Here is a 15,371-nt window from a genome sequence, read left to right as displayed (position 1 = left end):
CAGGCAGGCGGAGCCGTGACGCCGAGGTGCCGCCCCGTGCGCGGCGTCAGGGAGTGAGAACGATCTTGCCTGTCACACGGTTCGTCTCGCTGAGTTCGTGTGCCTTGGCCGCTTCCTCCAGTGGCAGGACATGATCGACCGCGACGCGGAGGCTGCCGCGTTCCACCAGGTTGGTGATGCTCTCCAGGTCGGCGCCGGACGGGGTGAACCCGAACTCGGCGAACCGCAGGCCGCGCGCCGTGGCCTGCTCCCGGACGGCAGTGCGGTCGGGGCCGCTGCCCCGCACGTCGATGAGGATTCCGCCCGCCGCGGCGAGTACTGCGTCCTGGCCTACGACGCGGTACGGCTGCTGACCGACCGCGGGCGGCGGGCGATCCGGCTCAACGACGGCATGCTGGAGTGGCGCCTGTCGGAGCTGCCCGTCGACGCCTCGGACCTGACGTGACGGGCCTGGGGCCCGGACTCCCACCGCACCCCGGCCTGACCGGCCGGCCGGTCTATCTCGACTACAACGCCACCACCCCGGTCGATCCGCGCGTGGCCGACGCGATGTTGCCGCACCTGACCGACTTCTTCGGCAACCCCGCCAGCAGCCATCCCCACGGCGCCGAGCCCCGGCGGGCGCTCGCCGAGGCCCGCGCCCGGGTCGCGGACCTGGTCGGCGCCGGGCCGGGCGAGATCGTGTTCACCGGCTCCGGTTCCGAGGCGGACCTGCTCGCGCTGCGGGGCGCGGTCCTGGCCTCCGGCCGACCGCATCCGCACGTGGTCACCCAGGCAACCGAGCATCCGGCGGTCCTGGAGACCTGCCGTGCCCTGGAGCGGCTGCACGGTGCGCGGGTGACCGTGCTGCCGGTCGGCAGCGACGGCCTCGTCGCCCCCGATGCCCTGGCCGCCGCGTTACACGAGGACACGGTGCTGGTTTCCGTGATGGCGGCGAACAACGAGACCGGCGCCCTCCAGCCGGTCGCCGAACTCGCCGCTCTCGCCCACGAGCACGGGGCGCTGTTCCACTGCGACGCCGCCCAGGCGGTGGGGAAGATCCCCCTCGACGTGACGGCGCTGGGCGTCGACCTGCTCGCGATCGTGGGGCACAAGATGTACGCGCCGAAGGGGGCCGCCGCCCTGTACGTACGCCACGGCACGGAGCTGGAACCGGTCGTCTACGGCGGAGGCCAGGAACGCGGCCTGCGGGCCGGCACCGAGAACGTCGCACTGGCCGTCGCGCTCGGCACCGCCGCCCGGATCGCCGCCGTCGAGCTCGCCGACGGTGCCCCGGCGCACATCGCGGCCCTGCGCGACGACCTCCACCGGCGGCTCGCCGACGGACTGCCCGGCCGCGTCCACCTCAACGGCCCCGAGAAGAACCGGCTGCCGAACACCCTGAACATCAGCGTCGACGGCGTCCTCGGCCACGAAGTCCTCGCCGCCGCCGACCAGATCGCGGCGTCCACCGGATCGGCCTGCCACAGCGGCACCCGCAGTCCCTCGCCCGTCCTGACCGCCATGGGCGTCGACCCGGTCCGGGCACTCGGGGCGATGCGGCTGTCACTGGGCCGCTGGATCACGCCGGGGGACATCGAGACGGCGGCAACGGCCCTGATCCGGGCGGCTGCCGCACACCGGCCCACAACCGACCGCGCCGGGCCCGGGCCGGTGCGCCACCACGCCCGCACGCCCGCACCCCTGCCCCGGAAGAGGACATGACCAGCACCGCATCCGCCGACACGACGGCTCACATATCCGACCCCGACCAGGCACAGCGCCGCATACTGCGCGCCCTGGTCGCCTCCCAGGTCCTCAGCGGCGCCGGGCTCGCCGCGGGCGTCAGCGTCGGAGCCCTCCTCGCCCAGGACATGCTCGGCAACACAAGCCTCGCCGGGCTGCCCAGTGCCCTGATGACCGCCGGCTCCGCGCTCGCCGCCGTCGCCGTCGGCCGCATCTCCCAGGCCCGCGGCCGCCGCCCCGGCCTCGCCGCCGGCTACCTCACCGGCGCCATCGGATCGGCCGGCGTCATCATCGCCGCCGCCCTGGACAACCCGGTCCTGCTGTTCATCGCCCTGTTCGTCTACGGCGCGGGCACCGCCACCAACCTCCAGGCCCGCTACGCCGGAGCCGACCTCGCCCACCCCGGACACCGCGGACGGGCCGTCTCCACCGTCCTGGTCGCCACCACCCTCGGCGGCGTCGCCGGCCCCAACCTCGCCGCCCCCACCGGCACCCTCGCCGCACACCTCGGCATCCCCGACCTCACCGGGCCCTTCATCCTCGCCGGCGCCGCCTACGCGCTGGCCGCGCTCGTCCTCGCCCTCTGGCTGCGCCCCGACCCGCTGCTCCTGGCCCGCACCGTCGCCCAGGCCAAGGAAGCCGACGCCGCGACCGACCCGGCCGCCGCCGAGGCCGCCGACACGAGCGAGGGCCGTGGCGGCGTCGTCCTCGGCGCGCTGGTCATGGTCCTCACCCAGCTCGTCATGGTCGCGATCATGACCATGACGCCGGTGCACATGCACGACCACGGCCACGGCACCGCCGCCTCCGGCCTCGTCATCGCGATCCACATCGGCGCCATGTACCTGCCCTCCCCCCTCACCGGCTGGCTCGTCGACCGCTTCGGCCGCATGAAGATCTCCGCCGCCTCCGGCATCACCCTGCTGGCCGCCGGCATCCTCGCCGCCGTGGCACCCGGCGACTCCGTCGCCCTCCTCGCCCTCGCTCTCGCCCTGCTCGGCCTCGGCTGGAACTTCGGCCTCGTGGCGGGCACCGCGATCATCACCGACACCGTTCCGCTCGCCACCCGCGCCAGGACCCAGGGCATGGTCGACGTCTCCATCGCCATCGCCGGCGCCACCGGCGGCATGGCCTCCGGCATCATGGTCGCCGCCACCAGCTACCCCGCCCTCGCCCTCGCCGGCGGCATCCTCTCCCTCGCCCTCCTGCCCGCCGTCGCCGCGACCGCCTACCGCCGATGAACCCCACTCGACGGTGGTCCCGACGCCACGGTGATCCCGACGCGACTGGCCGCGACGAGGTGTCTGGCCGCGACGACGCGTCCGAGGTCGGCGGGCGTCGGGGGAGTGGTTGCCTGGGTGGCCATGGGCACCGCTCCCGGGCAGCGTACGGGGGCGGATTCGTGTCGCCACATCGTGGGAACGCCCGCTGTAGGCAAAGTATGTGACGGACCGTCATATGCTCGGGGCGAAACATGCGCACGGCCGCCACTCGGGTTCCTGGGTCCCCTTCCGCCGTGCGTCAGAGGCGGTGCAGGCGCGCGAGGGTCTCCGCCAGCTCGGTCTGCAGGGTGCTGCCGGCGGCGTCGGCGTCTCCGCGTTCGATGGCCCGCACCAGGGCCTCATGGGCTTCGTCCCCGTGATTCGGTGCGTGGGCCCGCAGGTCGAGGATGTCCAGCAGCTCGATCAGCCCCGTGCGGAGCGCGGGGACGAACTCGACGAACAGATCGCTCAGAACGGGGTTGCGGGCGCCGGTGACGACCGCGGCGTGCAGCGCGATATCGGCGTCGACGAAGGCCGCGTCATCGCCGGCCGCCGCGGCACGACGGGCCTCCAAGGCGGTCCGCATGGCGGTGAGATCGGCCTTCGTACGGCGCTGCGCGGCCAGGCGCGCGGCCTGCACCTCGACGAGCATGCGGACCTCGTAGACGTCGGTGACCTCGGCGCGCCGCAGCCGGGTGGGCCAGTCCTCCTCGGGCTCGGTGGCGATGACGAAGACGCCGGCGCCCTGCCGGGCCTGGAGCAGACCGGCCCCGGCCAGCGCGCGCAACGCCTCGCGCACGGTGGAGCGGCCCACGCCGAGCGTCTTGGCCAGGGCGGTCTCCGCGGGGAGCTTGGTCCCCACCGGCCACTGTCCGCCGTTGATCTGGTCGCGTAGGTGCTGGGTTGCCTGTTCGACCAGCGGACTGGGGCGGAGGGCACCGAGCGGCATCCCGCACTCACCTCTCAGGTTGTCTGATGATGCGGGGGGTGAGTGTACTCGGTACGGGCTCGCCGCCACAGGAATCGGGTGACCGGCCGGGTGGGGTGTGGTGGGGGAGAGGCGTGATGACCACGGCCGCAACTCCGCTCTACCCACCGCCTCTTCGAACGTCAACCATGCGACAGGTCAACGCCCTTGGCCGTGGCGCCGTCCCTCGACATCCCGGTACCACTTCCATCAACCCCTCAGGTTGTCTGAGGAGTTGATGGCCGCTACTGTACTCTCCATGCTGCTGCACGAGCTCCTTCTCCTCGGCTGCCGCTACGGGGCCTGACACGACCGGCACCCCGTAGCGGGGTTCCGGGCTGCGCCGGTCGCCAGACGGCCGACCGAGAGAAGTTCCGCGACATGGGCTCCGGCGACACCACGGAGTTCCCCACTCCGCGCACTCCGCCCGGCGACCTCCCGGTGCATGCGCCGCGGTGGAATCCGCAACGACCCGGCGCGATGCCGCACCACCGCTATCAGCCGGTGCACGACCGCGGCGCCCCGCCCCTTGGTCGCCACGGAGTTCAAGGAGATCGAGGTCGGCCACCCGTCCGCCGGCCAGACCGGTTTCGACTTCGTCCGCCACCCACCGGGGCGAGGCGGCGCCCCGGCCGGGCACGGCACGAGGGCCCGAGCGGCTGAGGTCCTGGATTCCCCCGAGAAGAAAGAGAGCGATCGTTCAGCATGAGAAAAGGGCAACTCGGCTTCCTGGCCGGCACGCACCTGGTCAACGACCTCTATCAGGGCGCGATCCCCGCGATGCTGCCGTTCCTGATGTCCCAACGCCACTACAGCTACGCGGCGGTCTCCGGCCTGGCGTTCGCGGCGAGCGGCCTCTCCAGCCTGCTCCAGCCGGTGTTCGGTGCGCTCTCCGACCGCAGGCCGCTGCCCTGGCTGGTCCCCACGGGGTTCGGCACCGCGGCCCTGGGTGTGGCGGCGGCCGGCCTGTCCGGGAACTACCTGGTCACCTGGTTGTGCGTCGCGCTGGCCGGAATCGGCATCGCGGCCTATCACCCGCCCGCGACCAGCCAGGCCCGTGCCGCCGGCGGATCGTCGCAGAAGGCCATGAGCGTCTTCTCCGTCGGCGGAACCATCGGCGGTGCGCTCGCTCCGACGCTGGTCACCCTCGTCATCGGGGGAGCGGGGTTCGGTGGCAGTCCTCTGCTGGCGGTCCCCGCCCTGGTCATGGTCATCCTGTGGGCCCTCAAGGGCCCGTGGACGCGAGCGCGGGGCCACACGGCGGCCACTGCGTTGGTCACCGGCGCATCGGCCAAGGCGGCAAGCAACACGGGGCGGTCGGATGACTGGCGCTCCTTCGCCCGCCTGGTGGCCGTCATCATCGGATGGTCCATTCCGTACGTCACGGTCACGTCGATGGTGTCGCTGCACGCCCAACGCGACCTGGGAGAGTCCGCGGCGGCGGGCGCCGCCGTGCTCAGCACCTACACCGCGGCCGGGGCGGTCGGCACGCTGCTGGGTGGCTGGCTGGGCGACCGGCGCGGCCGGATGACCTCGGTACGGGTCGGCTACCTCGTCGCACTCCCAGCCCTGCTGGGCATCGCCTGGGCCCCCGCGTTCCCGGTCCTGGTGCTGAGCGCGGCAGTGTTCGGCGTGGCGATGTTCCTGCCGTTCGCCGCCCAAGTCACCCTCGGCCAGGACTACTTGCCCAATCGCCCGGGTACGGCCAGTGGGCTGACCCTGGGGCTGGCGATGGCGGCGGGCGGTCTGTGCTCGCCCGCGTTCGGATGGCTCGCCGACACCAGCGGCCTGCCCGCCGTCTTCTACGCACTCCTCGCGGCCTTCGTCCTTCCTGCCGTCATGGCCACCCGGCTCCCCGACCGCACCCTGACCGCGCCCGCCCCGCAGTCTCCGCCACTCGCGGAATCCGCACACACGGAGCAGAGTCGGTAGGGAATTCCGCCGCCCCGTCCACTGTCCCCACCGGACGGGAGCTCGTCTCTTCGCCGCGTACCGGCCAGCTCACGAACGTGACGCCGTTCAGTGGGCAATCCTTCAGTCTGCGCGCACCGTATGTCGTCAGCCAAAGAGAAGGCCGGGAAGAACCGGGGGATCCTCGGCCGGGCCCCCGGCGAACTGGGCCAGGAAATTCGCCTACGGTACGCGGAACCCGTCACTCGCCCCTGACCGGGGAAGAGCCCCAAAAGCCTGTCGCTGAAGTGAATTCTCCAGAATGCAGTGAAGGCCCGGTGGTACCCACCGGGCCTTCACTTCTGAGTAGCGGGGACAGGATTTGAACCTGCGACCTCTGGGTTATGAGCCCAGCGAGCTACCGAGCTGCTCCACCCCGCGTCGGTATGGTGAACTCTACGGCAACGGGCCGGATCGGTCGAATCGACGTTCGTGCCCGGCTCGGCGGGCTCGTCGTCGGCGGGCGTCCTGCTCTCCGGGGTGTCCGAGGCGGCTGACGTCGTCTCCGACCCCCTTCCTTCCCTTCGCCGAGGTTCGGCGCGTCCCGTTTTCGCGTTCCAGGCTGCTTGCGTTTCCCCTGGTCAAGGACCATTTTCGCGTTCCAGCGTCCCGAACTGCCCGGGTTTCGTTGCGGCTGGGACAGGTCATCCCGCACGCTCGGGGCATCCTGGCAGCACGCCTGCCGCACCATCGAAGGGGCTCACCCACGTGTCCAGCGTCCGCAACCGCCGCCCCCGCAGGTCGCCGCCGCGCTCGTTCCGGGCGAGTCCGGCCTCGCCGTTGTAGGACCCGTCGGCCGTCGGGCGAGAACGTTCCCTCGGCCGCTCATGCGTAATTGTCCGTCAAGACGTTCGCGTCGACGGCTCCCTCAGGGCCCACCGCTGCTCCACTGGAAGCGGCCGAGGGGGCACGTCCTCGGTCGGTTACGCCTCTGGTACGGCCGCTGCCTGCCGCCGCTCACAAAGGGGCAGCATCCATCGACCGCAGCTTCCACCACGAAAGTCGCTCGTGAGAAGACGAAAGGGATGTTCGAGCATGGCTATGTCCGTATACATGTCCATATCTGCGTCTGTTTCTGTGTCTGTGTCTGTGTCTGTGTTCTGTTTCTTCCGCCGCTGTGCCGGTGCTGGTGCCGGTGTCGGTCCCGTCGCCGCGTCGTGCGGGCGAGCGCACGACGAGAGTTGAGCGGCGCGGCGTATGTTCAGCCTCCAGATCAACGGCCAGGACGCCGAGAACATCAGCAACGTGGACGCGCTGTATCCGAACCACATCACCCTGACCCGTGGTGCGGAACACAGTGCTCTCTTCGACGACTGGATCAACGCTGCGATCAACAATGGCCCGGATGCCGGGCGGAATTTCGTCGTCACGACGTTTGACGGCAACAACCAGCCAATAAATCGCTGGGAGTTCACTGACGCGTGGATCTACAAAGTGGTGGGCGAGTCGATCAGCATCATCTTCGGTGAGATGGAGATCGTCTGAGGGGTGTCCCGTCAGTGCGGGCGGTAGGTGGTGCGGCGACGGGGATGGCTGATCTTCTTCGGTCGGGCGGGCAGGTCGGCCGTCCCCGTCGCTTTTGGGTATTCCGCGGGGTAGGTATGTGCGCGCGAGGCCATGGGGCTTCGTATGTGTCACCGAGAGAGGAAAGCCAGCAAGTATGAGCACTCCGAGCGTTCTCGTCTCCGGCGCCAGTATCGCGGGACCGGCCCTCGCCTCCTGGCTCGCCCGGGCCGGCTGGGACGTCACCGTCGTCGAACGCTTCGACCGGCTGCGCGACGAGGGCCAGAACATCGACATCCGCGGTACCGGCCGCGAAGTGCTGCGCCGGATGGGCCTCGAAGACGCCGTACGCGCCGCCCACACCCAGGAGACCGGCCTGGACTTCGTCGATGAGCGGGGCCGGCCGCTGGCGCGTTTCGCCGCCGGTACCGACGACACTTCGGGTGGTACCGCCGAGCTGGAGATCCTGCGCGGGCGGCTCGGGCAGATCCTCTACGACCACTCGTCCACCGGCGCCGCATACGTCTTCGGCGACCAGATCACCGCGCTGCACGACGACGGGCACGGCGTGGACGTCGAGTTCCTCCACGGACCGGCCCGCCGGTTCGATGCCGTGGTCGTCGCCGAGGGGCTCCGCTCGCGCACCCGCTCGATGGTGATCCCGGACGTCCACGTGCGCGAACTCGGCGTCTACAGCGCCTACCTCACGATTCCGCGCACCGACGCCGACAACAACCGGTGGCGGTGGCTGATCTGCGACCGCGGCCGCGGTGTGACCCTGCGGCCGGACGACGTCGGAACCATTCGGGCCGGGCTGAACATGCGCGGCTCCGTGCGCGGCCTCGACCGCCTCGGCCGCGACGAGGTCGTCTCGATCCTGCGCGCGACGTTCGCCGACGTCGGCTGGGAAACGCCACGGATCCTCGACGCCCTCGACGACGCCCCGCTGTACTTCGAGGCGCTCGGCCAGGCACGCCTCCCGCGCTGGAACCGCGGCCGGGTCGTGCTGCTCGGGGACGCCGCGTACTGTGCCTCGCCGATGAGTGGTATGAGCACGACCCTGGCCCTCACCGGCGCCTATGTCCTGGCCCACGAGCTCAGTCAACACGCCGACGTACAGACCGCGTTCGCTCGCTACGAGGCGGTCATGCGCCCGTTCGTCGAGAAGGCCCAGCAACTCCGGCCGGGGATCCCGGGTGTCATCTATCCCCGCACCCGACGGCAGCGGTCGTTGGTCTGGGCCGGACTGCGGGCGGCCACCAGCCCGCTGGCCAACCGGTTCGGGGACGTCGCGAGTGCGGTGTTCAGCCCGCCCGCGGACACGCTGCACCTGCCCGACCTCGCGACGACGTCGCGGCACGGTGGGTGACCTGCGCGGATGTGGACGGTGGGGCCCCTCCTGCGGTGTGTCCGCGGCGTGCGGCGGAAGGGCCCCGGGCCGCGGGAGAGGTCAGCGGAACCGGTTGATCGCGTCGACGTGCTTCGCGCGCATCTCCTCGTCGCGCACGCCCAGGCCCTCCGTCGGGGCCAGGCACAGCACGCCGACCTTGCCCTGGTGGACGTTGCTGTGCACGTCGTGGACGGCGAGCGCGGTGTCCGCCAGCGGGTAGGTGCAGGAGAGGGTGGGGTGGATCTTCCCCTTGGAGACCAGGCGGTTCGCCTCCCATGCCTCGCGGTAGTTGGCGAAGTGGGTGCCGACGATGCGCTTGAGGTGCATCCACAGATAGCGGTTGTCGAACTCGTGGCGGTAGCCGGAGGTTGAGGCGCAGGTGACGATGGTGCCGCCCCTGCGGGTGACGTAGACGGACGCCCCGAAGGTCTCCCGGCCGGGGTGCTCGAAGACGATGTCGACGTCCTCGCCGCCGGTCAACTCCCGGATGCGGGCGCCGAACCGCTTCCACTCCCGCGGATTCTGGGTGTGCTCGTCGCTCCAGAACCGGAAGTCCTCGGCCGAGCGGTCGATGATCGCCTCCGCGCCCATCGTCCGGCACACCTCGGCCTTGCGCTCGCTGGAGACCACACAGACGGGGTTGGCCCCGCCGGCCAGGGCGAGCTGGGTGGCGTACGAGCCCAGACCGCCGCTGGCGCCCCAGATCAGCACGTTGTCGCCCTGCTTCATGCCGGCGCCGTTGCGGGAGACCAGCTGACGGTAGGCGGTGGAGTTCACCAGGCCCGGCGCGGCGGCCTCCTCCCAGGTGAGGTGGGCGGCCTTGGGCATCAGCTGGTTGGACTTGACCAGGGCTATCTCCGCCAGGCCGCCGAAGTTGGTCTCGAAGCCCCAGATCCGCTGGGCCGGGTCGAGCATGGTGTCGTCGTGTCCGTCCGCGCTCTCCAGCTCCACCGACAGGCAGTGCGCCACGACCTCGTCGCCGGCCTTCCAGGCGTTCACCCCGGGGCCGGTGCGCAGCACCACGCCGGCCAGGTCGGAGCCGAGGATGTGGTACGGCAGGTCGTGGCGGGCGGCCAGCGGCGAGGTGCGTCCGTAGCGCTCCAGGAAGCCGAAGGTCGGCAGCGGCTCGAAGATGGACGACCACACGGTGTTGTAGTTGACCGAGCTGGCCATCACCGCGATCAGGGCCTCGCCGGGCCCCAGTTCGGGCACCGGTACCTCGTCGACGCGCAGTGACTTGCGCGGGTCCTTGTCCGCGCTGGTCATGCCGTGGAACATCCCGGTGTCCTCTTTGTGGACGGTCACGGCCCGGAAGGACTCGGGCAGGGGAAGCGCGGCGATGTCCTCGGAGGTGCGGTCGGGTGCGCTGATCGCGGCGAGCAGTTCGGTCAGGGCATGGCTGTCGGGCATGGTGGATCGGCTCCGTTGAGCGTTTCGGCAGGTCGTGCGGTGCGGGGCGGTACGGTGCGGTGTTCCGGCGTGGGGACGAGGGGGCGGGGGCGGGGCGGCGTGTCCCGCCTGCTGCGGCACGGGCCGGTTCAACGTGCGGCGGCGTCCTCCAGTCCCGCACCGTCCTCCAGCCCCGCCCCGTCCTCCACCGCCGAGTGCAGGCGGGCGTAGGGCCCCGCGGCGGCCATGAGCTGGTCGTGGGTGCCCTGTTCGACGATGCGGCCGCTCTCCATGACGAGGATCAGGTCCGCGTCGCGGATGGTGGAGAGGCGGTGGGCGATGACGAAGCTGGTGCGGCCCGCGCGCAGCGAGTGCATCGCGCGCTGGATGAGCACCTCCGTGCGGGTGTCGACGGAGCTGGTCGCCTCGTCCAGGAGCAGGATCGAGGGCCGTGCCAGGAAGGCCCGCGCGATGGTGATGAGCTGTCGCTCGCCGGCGCTGACGTTGGTGGACTCCTCGTCCAGGACGGTGTCGTAGCCGTCCGGCAGGGTGCGGATGAAGCGGTCGGCGCAGGTGGCGCGGGCGGCGGCCACGATCTCCTCGCGGGTGGCGTCGGGGCGTCCGTAGGCGATGTTCTCGGCGATGGTGCCGGAGAAGAGCCAGGCGTCCTGGAGCACCAGGCCGATGTGGGAGCGCAGTTCCTCGCGGGTCAGGGTGGTGATGTCGGTGCCGTCGAGGAGGATGCGCCCCTGGTCGGTTTCGTAGAAGCGCATGAGGAGGTTGCCCAGGGTGGTCTTGCCCGCGCCGGTCGGGCCGACGACCGCCACGGTCCGGCCGGGTTCGACGGTGAGGGAGAGGTCCTCGATGAGCGGGGTGTCGGGGGAGTAGCGGAAGTGGACCTTGTCGAACCGGACGTGTCCGCGGACGTTCTGGAGCCGGGAGGGGCGGTCGGGGTCGGGTTCCTGCTCGTCCGCTTCCAGGAGGTCGCGGATCCGCTCCGCGGAGGCGAGGGCGGACTGCAGGCGGCCGGCGATGCCGGCGACCTCCACGATCGGCTGGCTGAACTGCCGGGAGTAGAGGATGAACGCCTGGACGTCGCCGATGGACAGGGTCCCGGCGACCACGCGGAGCGCGCCGACGACCGCCACGACGACATAGCCGAGGTTGGAGACGAACATCATCGACGGCTCGATGGCGCCGGAGCTGAACTGGGCCCGTGCGCCGGCGCGGTAGAGGGCTTCGTTGTGCTCGTCGAAGGCGCGCTCGGCCTGCTCGCGCCGCCCGAAGCCCTTGACCAGCGCATGGCCGGTGTAGACCTCCTCGACGTGGGCGTTCAGCGCTCCGGTGGCGGACCACTGGTCGGCGAACCGCGGCTGCGCGCGCTTGCTGATCAGGGCCGCGAGCACGACGGACACCGGCAGGCAGGCCAGCATGATCAGTGCCAGCAGCGGTGAGACGACGAGCATCAGCACCAGCATGCTCAGTACCGAGAACGCCGCGGTGATCAGCTGGCTGAGGGTCTGCTGGAGGGTCTGCTGGAGGTTGTCCACGTCATTGGTGACCCGGCTGAGGACCTCGCCCGCCGGGTTGCGGTCGAAGTACCGCAGCGGCAGGCGGGCGAGCTTGGTCTCCACGTTCCGGCGCAGCGTGAAGACCACACGCTGCACGACCGTCGCGACCAGCCGGCCCTGGAGGAGGGTGAGGAAGGAGGCGGTGGCGAACAGCCCGAGCGCGATCAGCAGCACCCGGGCGATCGCGTCGAAGTCGACTCCTCGGGAGCCGTGGGCGTGCCGGATGCCGTCGAAGACGAGGTCGGTGGCCCGGCCGAGGAGTATCGGGCCCGCCGCGTTGAGCACGACGCCGCCGATGCCGAGGGCGACCGCCACGGCGACGAGGGCGCGGTGCGGCCGCAGCAGTCCCAGCGTGTGGCGGGCGGGGCCGCGCCGCCCGCGGTTAGAGCTGTCCGCCGAGACCATGGACAGCCTCCTGAGGGGTCGTGACGGCCGTGGCGTCCGGGTCGGAGCCGCCGTAGTGGTGGGGGATCGCGGTGAGTTGGGACCGGGCGATTTCCTGGTACGCCGTACTGGTACGCAGCAGTTCCTGGTGTGTCCCGGTGGCGGCCACCCGGCCCTCGTCCAGGACCACGATGCGCTGCGCGTGCTGGACGCTGCTGACGCGCTGGGCGACGGTGAGCACCGTCGCCCGGGAGATCTCCGGTGCCAGGGCGGCCCGCAGTGCGGCGTCGGTGGCGTAGTCCAGCGCGGAGAAGCAGTCGTCGAAGAGGTAGATGTCCGGTCGGCGCAGCAGGGTGCGGGCGATCGCCAGTCGCTGCCGCTGGCCGCCGGACACGTTGGTGCCGCCCTGTGTGATCGGCGAGTCGAGTCCCTCGGGCAGGCGCTGGACGAACTCGCGGGCCTGCGCGATCTCCAGCGCGTGCCAGAGGTCGTCGTCGGTGGCGTCGGGGTTGCCGAACCGCAGGTTGTCGGCGACGGTGCCGGAGAAGAGGTACGCCCGCTGCGGGACGAAGCCGACGGTGCGGCGCAACGTCTCCGGGTCCAGGGCGCGGACGTCGACGCCGCCCACGTGGACGGAGCCCTCGGTGGCGTCGAAGTGCCGCAGTACGAGGTTGAGCAGGGTGGTCTTGCCGCTGCCGGTGCTGCCGAGGATCGCCACCGTCTCGCCGGGGCCGGCACTCAGGTCGATCCCGCTCAGCACCGGCTCCTTCGCCCCCGGGTACCGGAACCCGGCGCCACGCAGGTCGAGTCGGCCGGTCGCGGGCGCGGTGTGAACCGGTCGGGGCGGCGCCGTCACGCTCGGCTCGGTCGTCAGCACCTGCTGGATGCGCTCGGCCGAGACCCGTGCGCGCGGCATCGCCAGGCACACGAAGGTCACCATCAACACCGACATCAAAATCAGCGTCAGGTAGCTCAGAAACGCGCTGAGCGCACCGAACCGCATCGCCCCGGAGTCGATGCGGTGGGCGCCGATCCACACCACCGCGGCCATGAAGCCGTTCAGGACCAGCAGCACGACGGGGGCGATGGTGGCCAGCAGCCGGCCGACGCGCAACGAGATGTCACACAATTCGGAATTGGTTCGGCCGAATCGCTCGCCTTCGTGTCCGTCACGCACAAAAGCCCGTACGACGCGGACTCCCGTGATGCGTTCGCGTAGCAGGCCGTTCACGCGGTCCAAGTATTTCTGCATACGTTCGTAGAACGGATCGGTGCGGCCGAGAATGAGACCGAAGGACAATCCGAGGGCCACCATCAGTGCCACCAGGAGCACTGAGAGCGGAATGTCCTGCTGGAGTGCGAGACCGATGCTGCCCAGACACATCAGGGGCGCCGACACGGCGACGCCGAACGCGGACAGTGCCAGCATCTGCACCTGCTGGACGTCGTTGACGGTGCGCGTCATGAGCGACGGCGTGCCGAACTGCCCGACCTCGCGGGCCGAGAAGTCCAGCACCCGGCGGAAGACGGCCGAACGCAGATCGCGGCCCATCGCCATGGCGGTCCGCGCGCTCAGTGACACCGCGCCCACGGACGTCGTGATCTGCACCAGCGCAACGGCCAGCATGCCCAGGCCGATCCGGACGATGTAGCCGCTGTCACCCCTGATCACGCCGTGGTCGATGACTGCGGCGCCCATCGTCGGCAGGGCCAGAGTGGCCATGATCTGGACCAGTTGCAGGAGCCCCAGCAGGGTGACGGCGCGCCGGTGGGGACGCAGTCGGGTTCGCAGGATTCTGAGCAGCACCGGGTGACGCTCCAGGAGACGGGCAGGTCCGGTCGGCGGCGCGGATGAGGCGCCCACCGGGCCTGGGCGGGGCACGTCCGGACAGTGCAGCGCACCGCACACCGGAAAATCCGTAGTGTCCTGCTGCCGGGTGCCACGGGGCCGCGCCGGTTCCGGCGACCCGGTCCCGAACGCGCCGTGAACACACGAGGGCGGGGACTCCGGAATTCCGTAGTGTTACCGGAATTTCTTGACATCACGACCGGCCGCTTGGAAGCGTGCGCTTATCCGGCGTCCGGACCGCGGCGTTATTTCGACGCCATTCGACGCCGAGAGGTCAAGTGGCAGACTCGGCTCTGCGTTTGGGCGGTCTGTTCTAAGCGGAGGAAAGGAATGAGATGTCCAAGCGTGCGCTGATCACCGGAATTACCGGTCAGGACGGCTCCTATCTGGCCGAGCACCTGCTCGCGCAGGGCTACCAAGTGTGGGGCCTGATACGTGGCCAGGCGAATCCCCGGAAGTCGCGGGTGAGCCGACTGGTCTCCGACCTGTCCTTCGTCGACGGTGACCTGATGGACCAGGCCAGCCTGGTGTCGGCCGTCGACAAGGTGCAGCCCGACGAGATCTACAACCTCGGCGCGATCTCCTTCGTGCCGATGTCCTGGCAGCAGGCGGAACTCGTCACCGAGATCAACGGCATGGGCGTGCTGCGCATGCTGGAGGCGATCCGCATGGTCAGCGGCCTGAACGGCTCGCGGAGCAGCGACGGCGCCCAGATTCGCTTCTACCAGGCGTCCTCGTCGGAGATGTTCGGCAAGGTCGTCGAGACCCCGCAGTGCGAGACCACCATCTTCCGGCCGCGCAGCCCGTACGGCGTCGCGAAGACCTACGGTCACTTCATCACCCGCAACTACCGCGAGTCCTTCGGGATGTACGCGGTCTCCGGCATGCTGTTCAACCACGAGTCGCCGCGCCGGGGTGCGGAGTTCGTGACCCGGAAGATCTCCCTCGCGGTGGCCCGTATCAAGCTCGGCTACCAGGACAAGATGTCCCTGGGCAACCTCGACGCCGTGCGCGACTGGGGCTTCGCCGGCGACTACGTCCGCGCCATGCACCTGATGCTCCAGCAGGACGAGCCCGGCGACTACGTGATCGGTACCGGCCAGATGCACTCGGTCCGCGACGCCGTCCGCATCGCCTTCGAGCACGTGGGCCTGAACTGGGAGGACTACGTCAGCATCGACCCCTCGCTGGTGCGCCCGGCCGAGGTGGAGATCCTGTGCGCGGACGCCGAGCGCGCCCGCACCCAGCTGGGCTGGGAGCCCAGCGTCGACTTCCCCGAGCTGATGCGCATGATGGTCGACTCCGACCTGCGCCAGGCGTCCCGCGAGCGGGAGTTCGGGGATCTGCTGCTGGCCGGTAGCTGGTAGTCCGGCCGGAGCGT

The 15,371-nt window shown here is 70.6% G+C and carries 11 protein-coding genes and 1 tRNA gene; 6 read left to right on the top strand and 6 right to left on the bottom strand.

Annotation, left to right across the window (positions count from 1 at the left end):
* Positions 1–46 precede the first annotated feature (46 nt).
* Positions 47–286: a zinc-binding dehydrogenase gene (locus tag CG747_RS48815; protein WP_308303785.1), complete on the bottom strand. Its 240-nt coding sequence runs from the start codon at positions 284–286 to the stop codon at positions 47–49.
* A 155-nt stretch (positions 287–441) separates the two neighbouring features.
* Between CG747_RS48815 and CG747_RS17225 the strand changes: the two genes are divergently transcribed.
* Both CG747_RS17225 and CG747_RS17220 read left to right on the top strand, forming a co-directional pair.
* Positions 442–1,704, top strand: coding sequence for a cysteine desulfurase family protein (locus tag CG747_RS17225; protein ID WP_257980479.1), 1,263 nt, complete (start codon positions 442–444; stop codon positions 1,702–1,704).
* On the top strand, positions 1,701–2,966 hold the full coding sequence (locus CG747_RS17220; protein ID WP_100602606.1) for an MFS transporter: 1,266 nt from the start codon (positions 1,701–1,703) through the stop codon (positions 2,964–2,966). The genes CG747_RS17225 and CG747_RS17220 overlap by 4 nt, the downstream gene beginning before the upstream one ends.
* A 280-nt stretch (positions 2,967–3,246) precedes the next feature.
* On the opposite strand, the gene CG747_RS17215 is transcribed toward CG747_RS17220, so the two are convergent.
* A complete protein-coding gene (locus CG747_RS17215; protein ID WP_100602605.1) occupies positions 3,247–3,936 on the bottom strand; it encodes a FadR/GntR family transcriptional regulator in 690 nt (229 codons plus the stop codon).
* Positions 3,937–4,659: 723 nt separating this feature from the next.
* Between CG747_RS17215 and CG747_RS17205 the strand changes: the two genes are divergently transcribed.
* The gene (locus tag CG747_RS17205; RefSeq protein ID WP_100602604.1) at positions 4,660–5,886 is read left to right on the top strand and encodes an MFS transporter; all 1,227 of its coding nucleotides are present in this window, start codon (positions 4,660–4,662) and stop codon (positions 5,884–5,886) included.
* Between the two features lie 325 nt (positions 5,887–6,211).
* Here the strand turns inward: CG747_RS17205 and CG747_RS17200 are convergent.
* Positions 6,212–6,285, bottom strand: a tRNA-Met gene (locus CG747_RS17200).
* 816 nt (positions 6,286–7,101) lie between these two features.
* On the opposite strand from CG747_RS17200, the gene CG747_RS17195 reads away from it, so the two are divergent.
* On the top strand, positions 7,102–7,389 hold the full coding sequence (locus CG747_RS17195) for a phage tail protein (protein WP_100602603.1): 288 nt from the start codon (positions 7,102–7,104) through the stop codon (positions 7,387–7,389).
* 175 nt (positions 7,390–7,564) lie between these two features.
* Entirely contained in the window at positions 7,565–8,776 is a 1,212-nt protein-coding gene (locus tag CG747_RS17190) for an FAD-dependent monooxygenase (protein ID WP_100602602.1), read from the top strand.
* A gap of 81 nt (positions 8,777–8,857) precedes the next feature.
* Here CG747_RS17190 and ccrA read toward each other — a convergent pair whose 3' ends face one another.
* The 3 genes from ccrA to CG747_RS17175 form a co-directional block, all read right to left on the bottom strand.
* Positions 8,858–10,207, bottom strand: a complete 1,350-nt coding sequence (ccrA, locus tag CG747_RS17185; RefSeq protein WP_374701781.1) for a crotonyl-CoA carboxylase/reductase — start codon at positions 10,205–10,207, stop codon at positions 8,858–8,860.
* Positions 10,208–10,335: 128 nt separating this feature from the next.
* A complete protein-coding gene (locus tag CG747_RS17180) occupies positions 10,336–12,162 on the bottom strand; it encodes an ABC transporter ATP-binding protein (RefSeq protein ID WP_100602601.1) in 1,827 nt (608 codons plus the stop codon).
* Positions 12,140–13,948, bottom strand: coding sequence for an ABC transporter ATP-binding protein (locus CG747_RS17175; protein ID WP_100602600.1), 1,809 nt, complete (start codon positions 13,946–13,948; stop codon positions 12,140–12,142). The genes CG747_RS17180 and CG747_RS17175 overlap by 23 nt, the downstream gene beginning before the upstream one ends.
* Positions 13,949–14,325: 377 nt before the next feature.
* Between CG747_RS17175 and CG747_RS17170 the strand changes: the two genes are divergently transcribed.
* On the top strand, positions 14,326–15,357 hold the full coding sequence (locus CG747_RS17170) for a GDP-mannose 4,6-dehydratase (protein WP_100602599.1): 1,032 nt from the start codon (positions 14,326–14,328) through the stop codon (positions 15,355–15,357).
* Positions 15,358–15,371: the final 14 nt, after the last annotated feature.

Source organism: Streptomyces sp. CB02959 (assembly GCF_002803155.1).
Classification (GTDB): domain Bacteria; phylum Actinomycetota; class Actinomycetes; order Streptomycetales; family Streptomycetaceae; genus Streptomyces.
This window is presented reverse-complemented; position numbering and strand designations above follow the sequence as displayed.

What these genes read in the sequence shown, in the direction of transcription:
- CG747_RS17220 (WP_100602606.1), top strand. Translation starts at nt 1,701, where the DNA reads ATGACCAGCACCGCATCCGCCGACACGACGGCTCACATATCCGACCCC.
- CG747_RS17215 (WP_100602605.1), bottom strand. Translation starts at nt 3,936, where the DNA reads ATGCCGCTCGGTGCCCTCCGCCCCAGTCCGCTGGTCGAACAGGCAACC.
- CG747_RS17205 (WP_100602604.1), top strand. Translation starts at nt 4,660, where the DNA reads ATGAGAAAAGGGCAACTCGGCTTCCTGGCCGGCACGCACCTGGTCAAC.
- CG747_RS17195 (WP_100602603.1), top strand. Translation starts at nt 7,102, where the DNA reads ATGTTCAGCCTCCAGATCAACGGCCAGGACGCCGAGAACATCAGCAAC.
- CG747_RS17190 (WP_100602602.1), top strand. Translation starts at nt 7,565, where the DNA reads ATGAGCACTCCGAGCGTTCTCGTCTCCGGCGCCAGTATCGCGGGACCG.
- ccrA (WP_374701781.1), bottom strand. Translation starts at nt 10,207, where the DNA reads ATGCCCGACAGCCATGCCCTGACCGAACTGCTCGCCGCGATCAGCGCA.
- CG747_RS17180 (WP_100602601.1), bottom strand. Translation starts at nt 12,162, where the DNA reads ATGGTCTCGGCGGACAGCTCTAACCGCGGGCGGCGCGGCCCCGCCCGC.
- CG747_RS17170 (WP_100602599.1), top strand. Translation starts at nt 14,326, where the DNA reads ATGTCCAAGCGTGCGCTGATCACCGGAATTACCGGTCAGGACGGCTCC.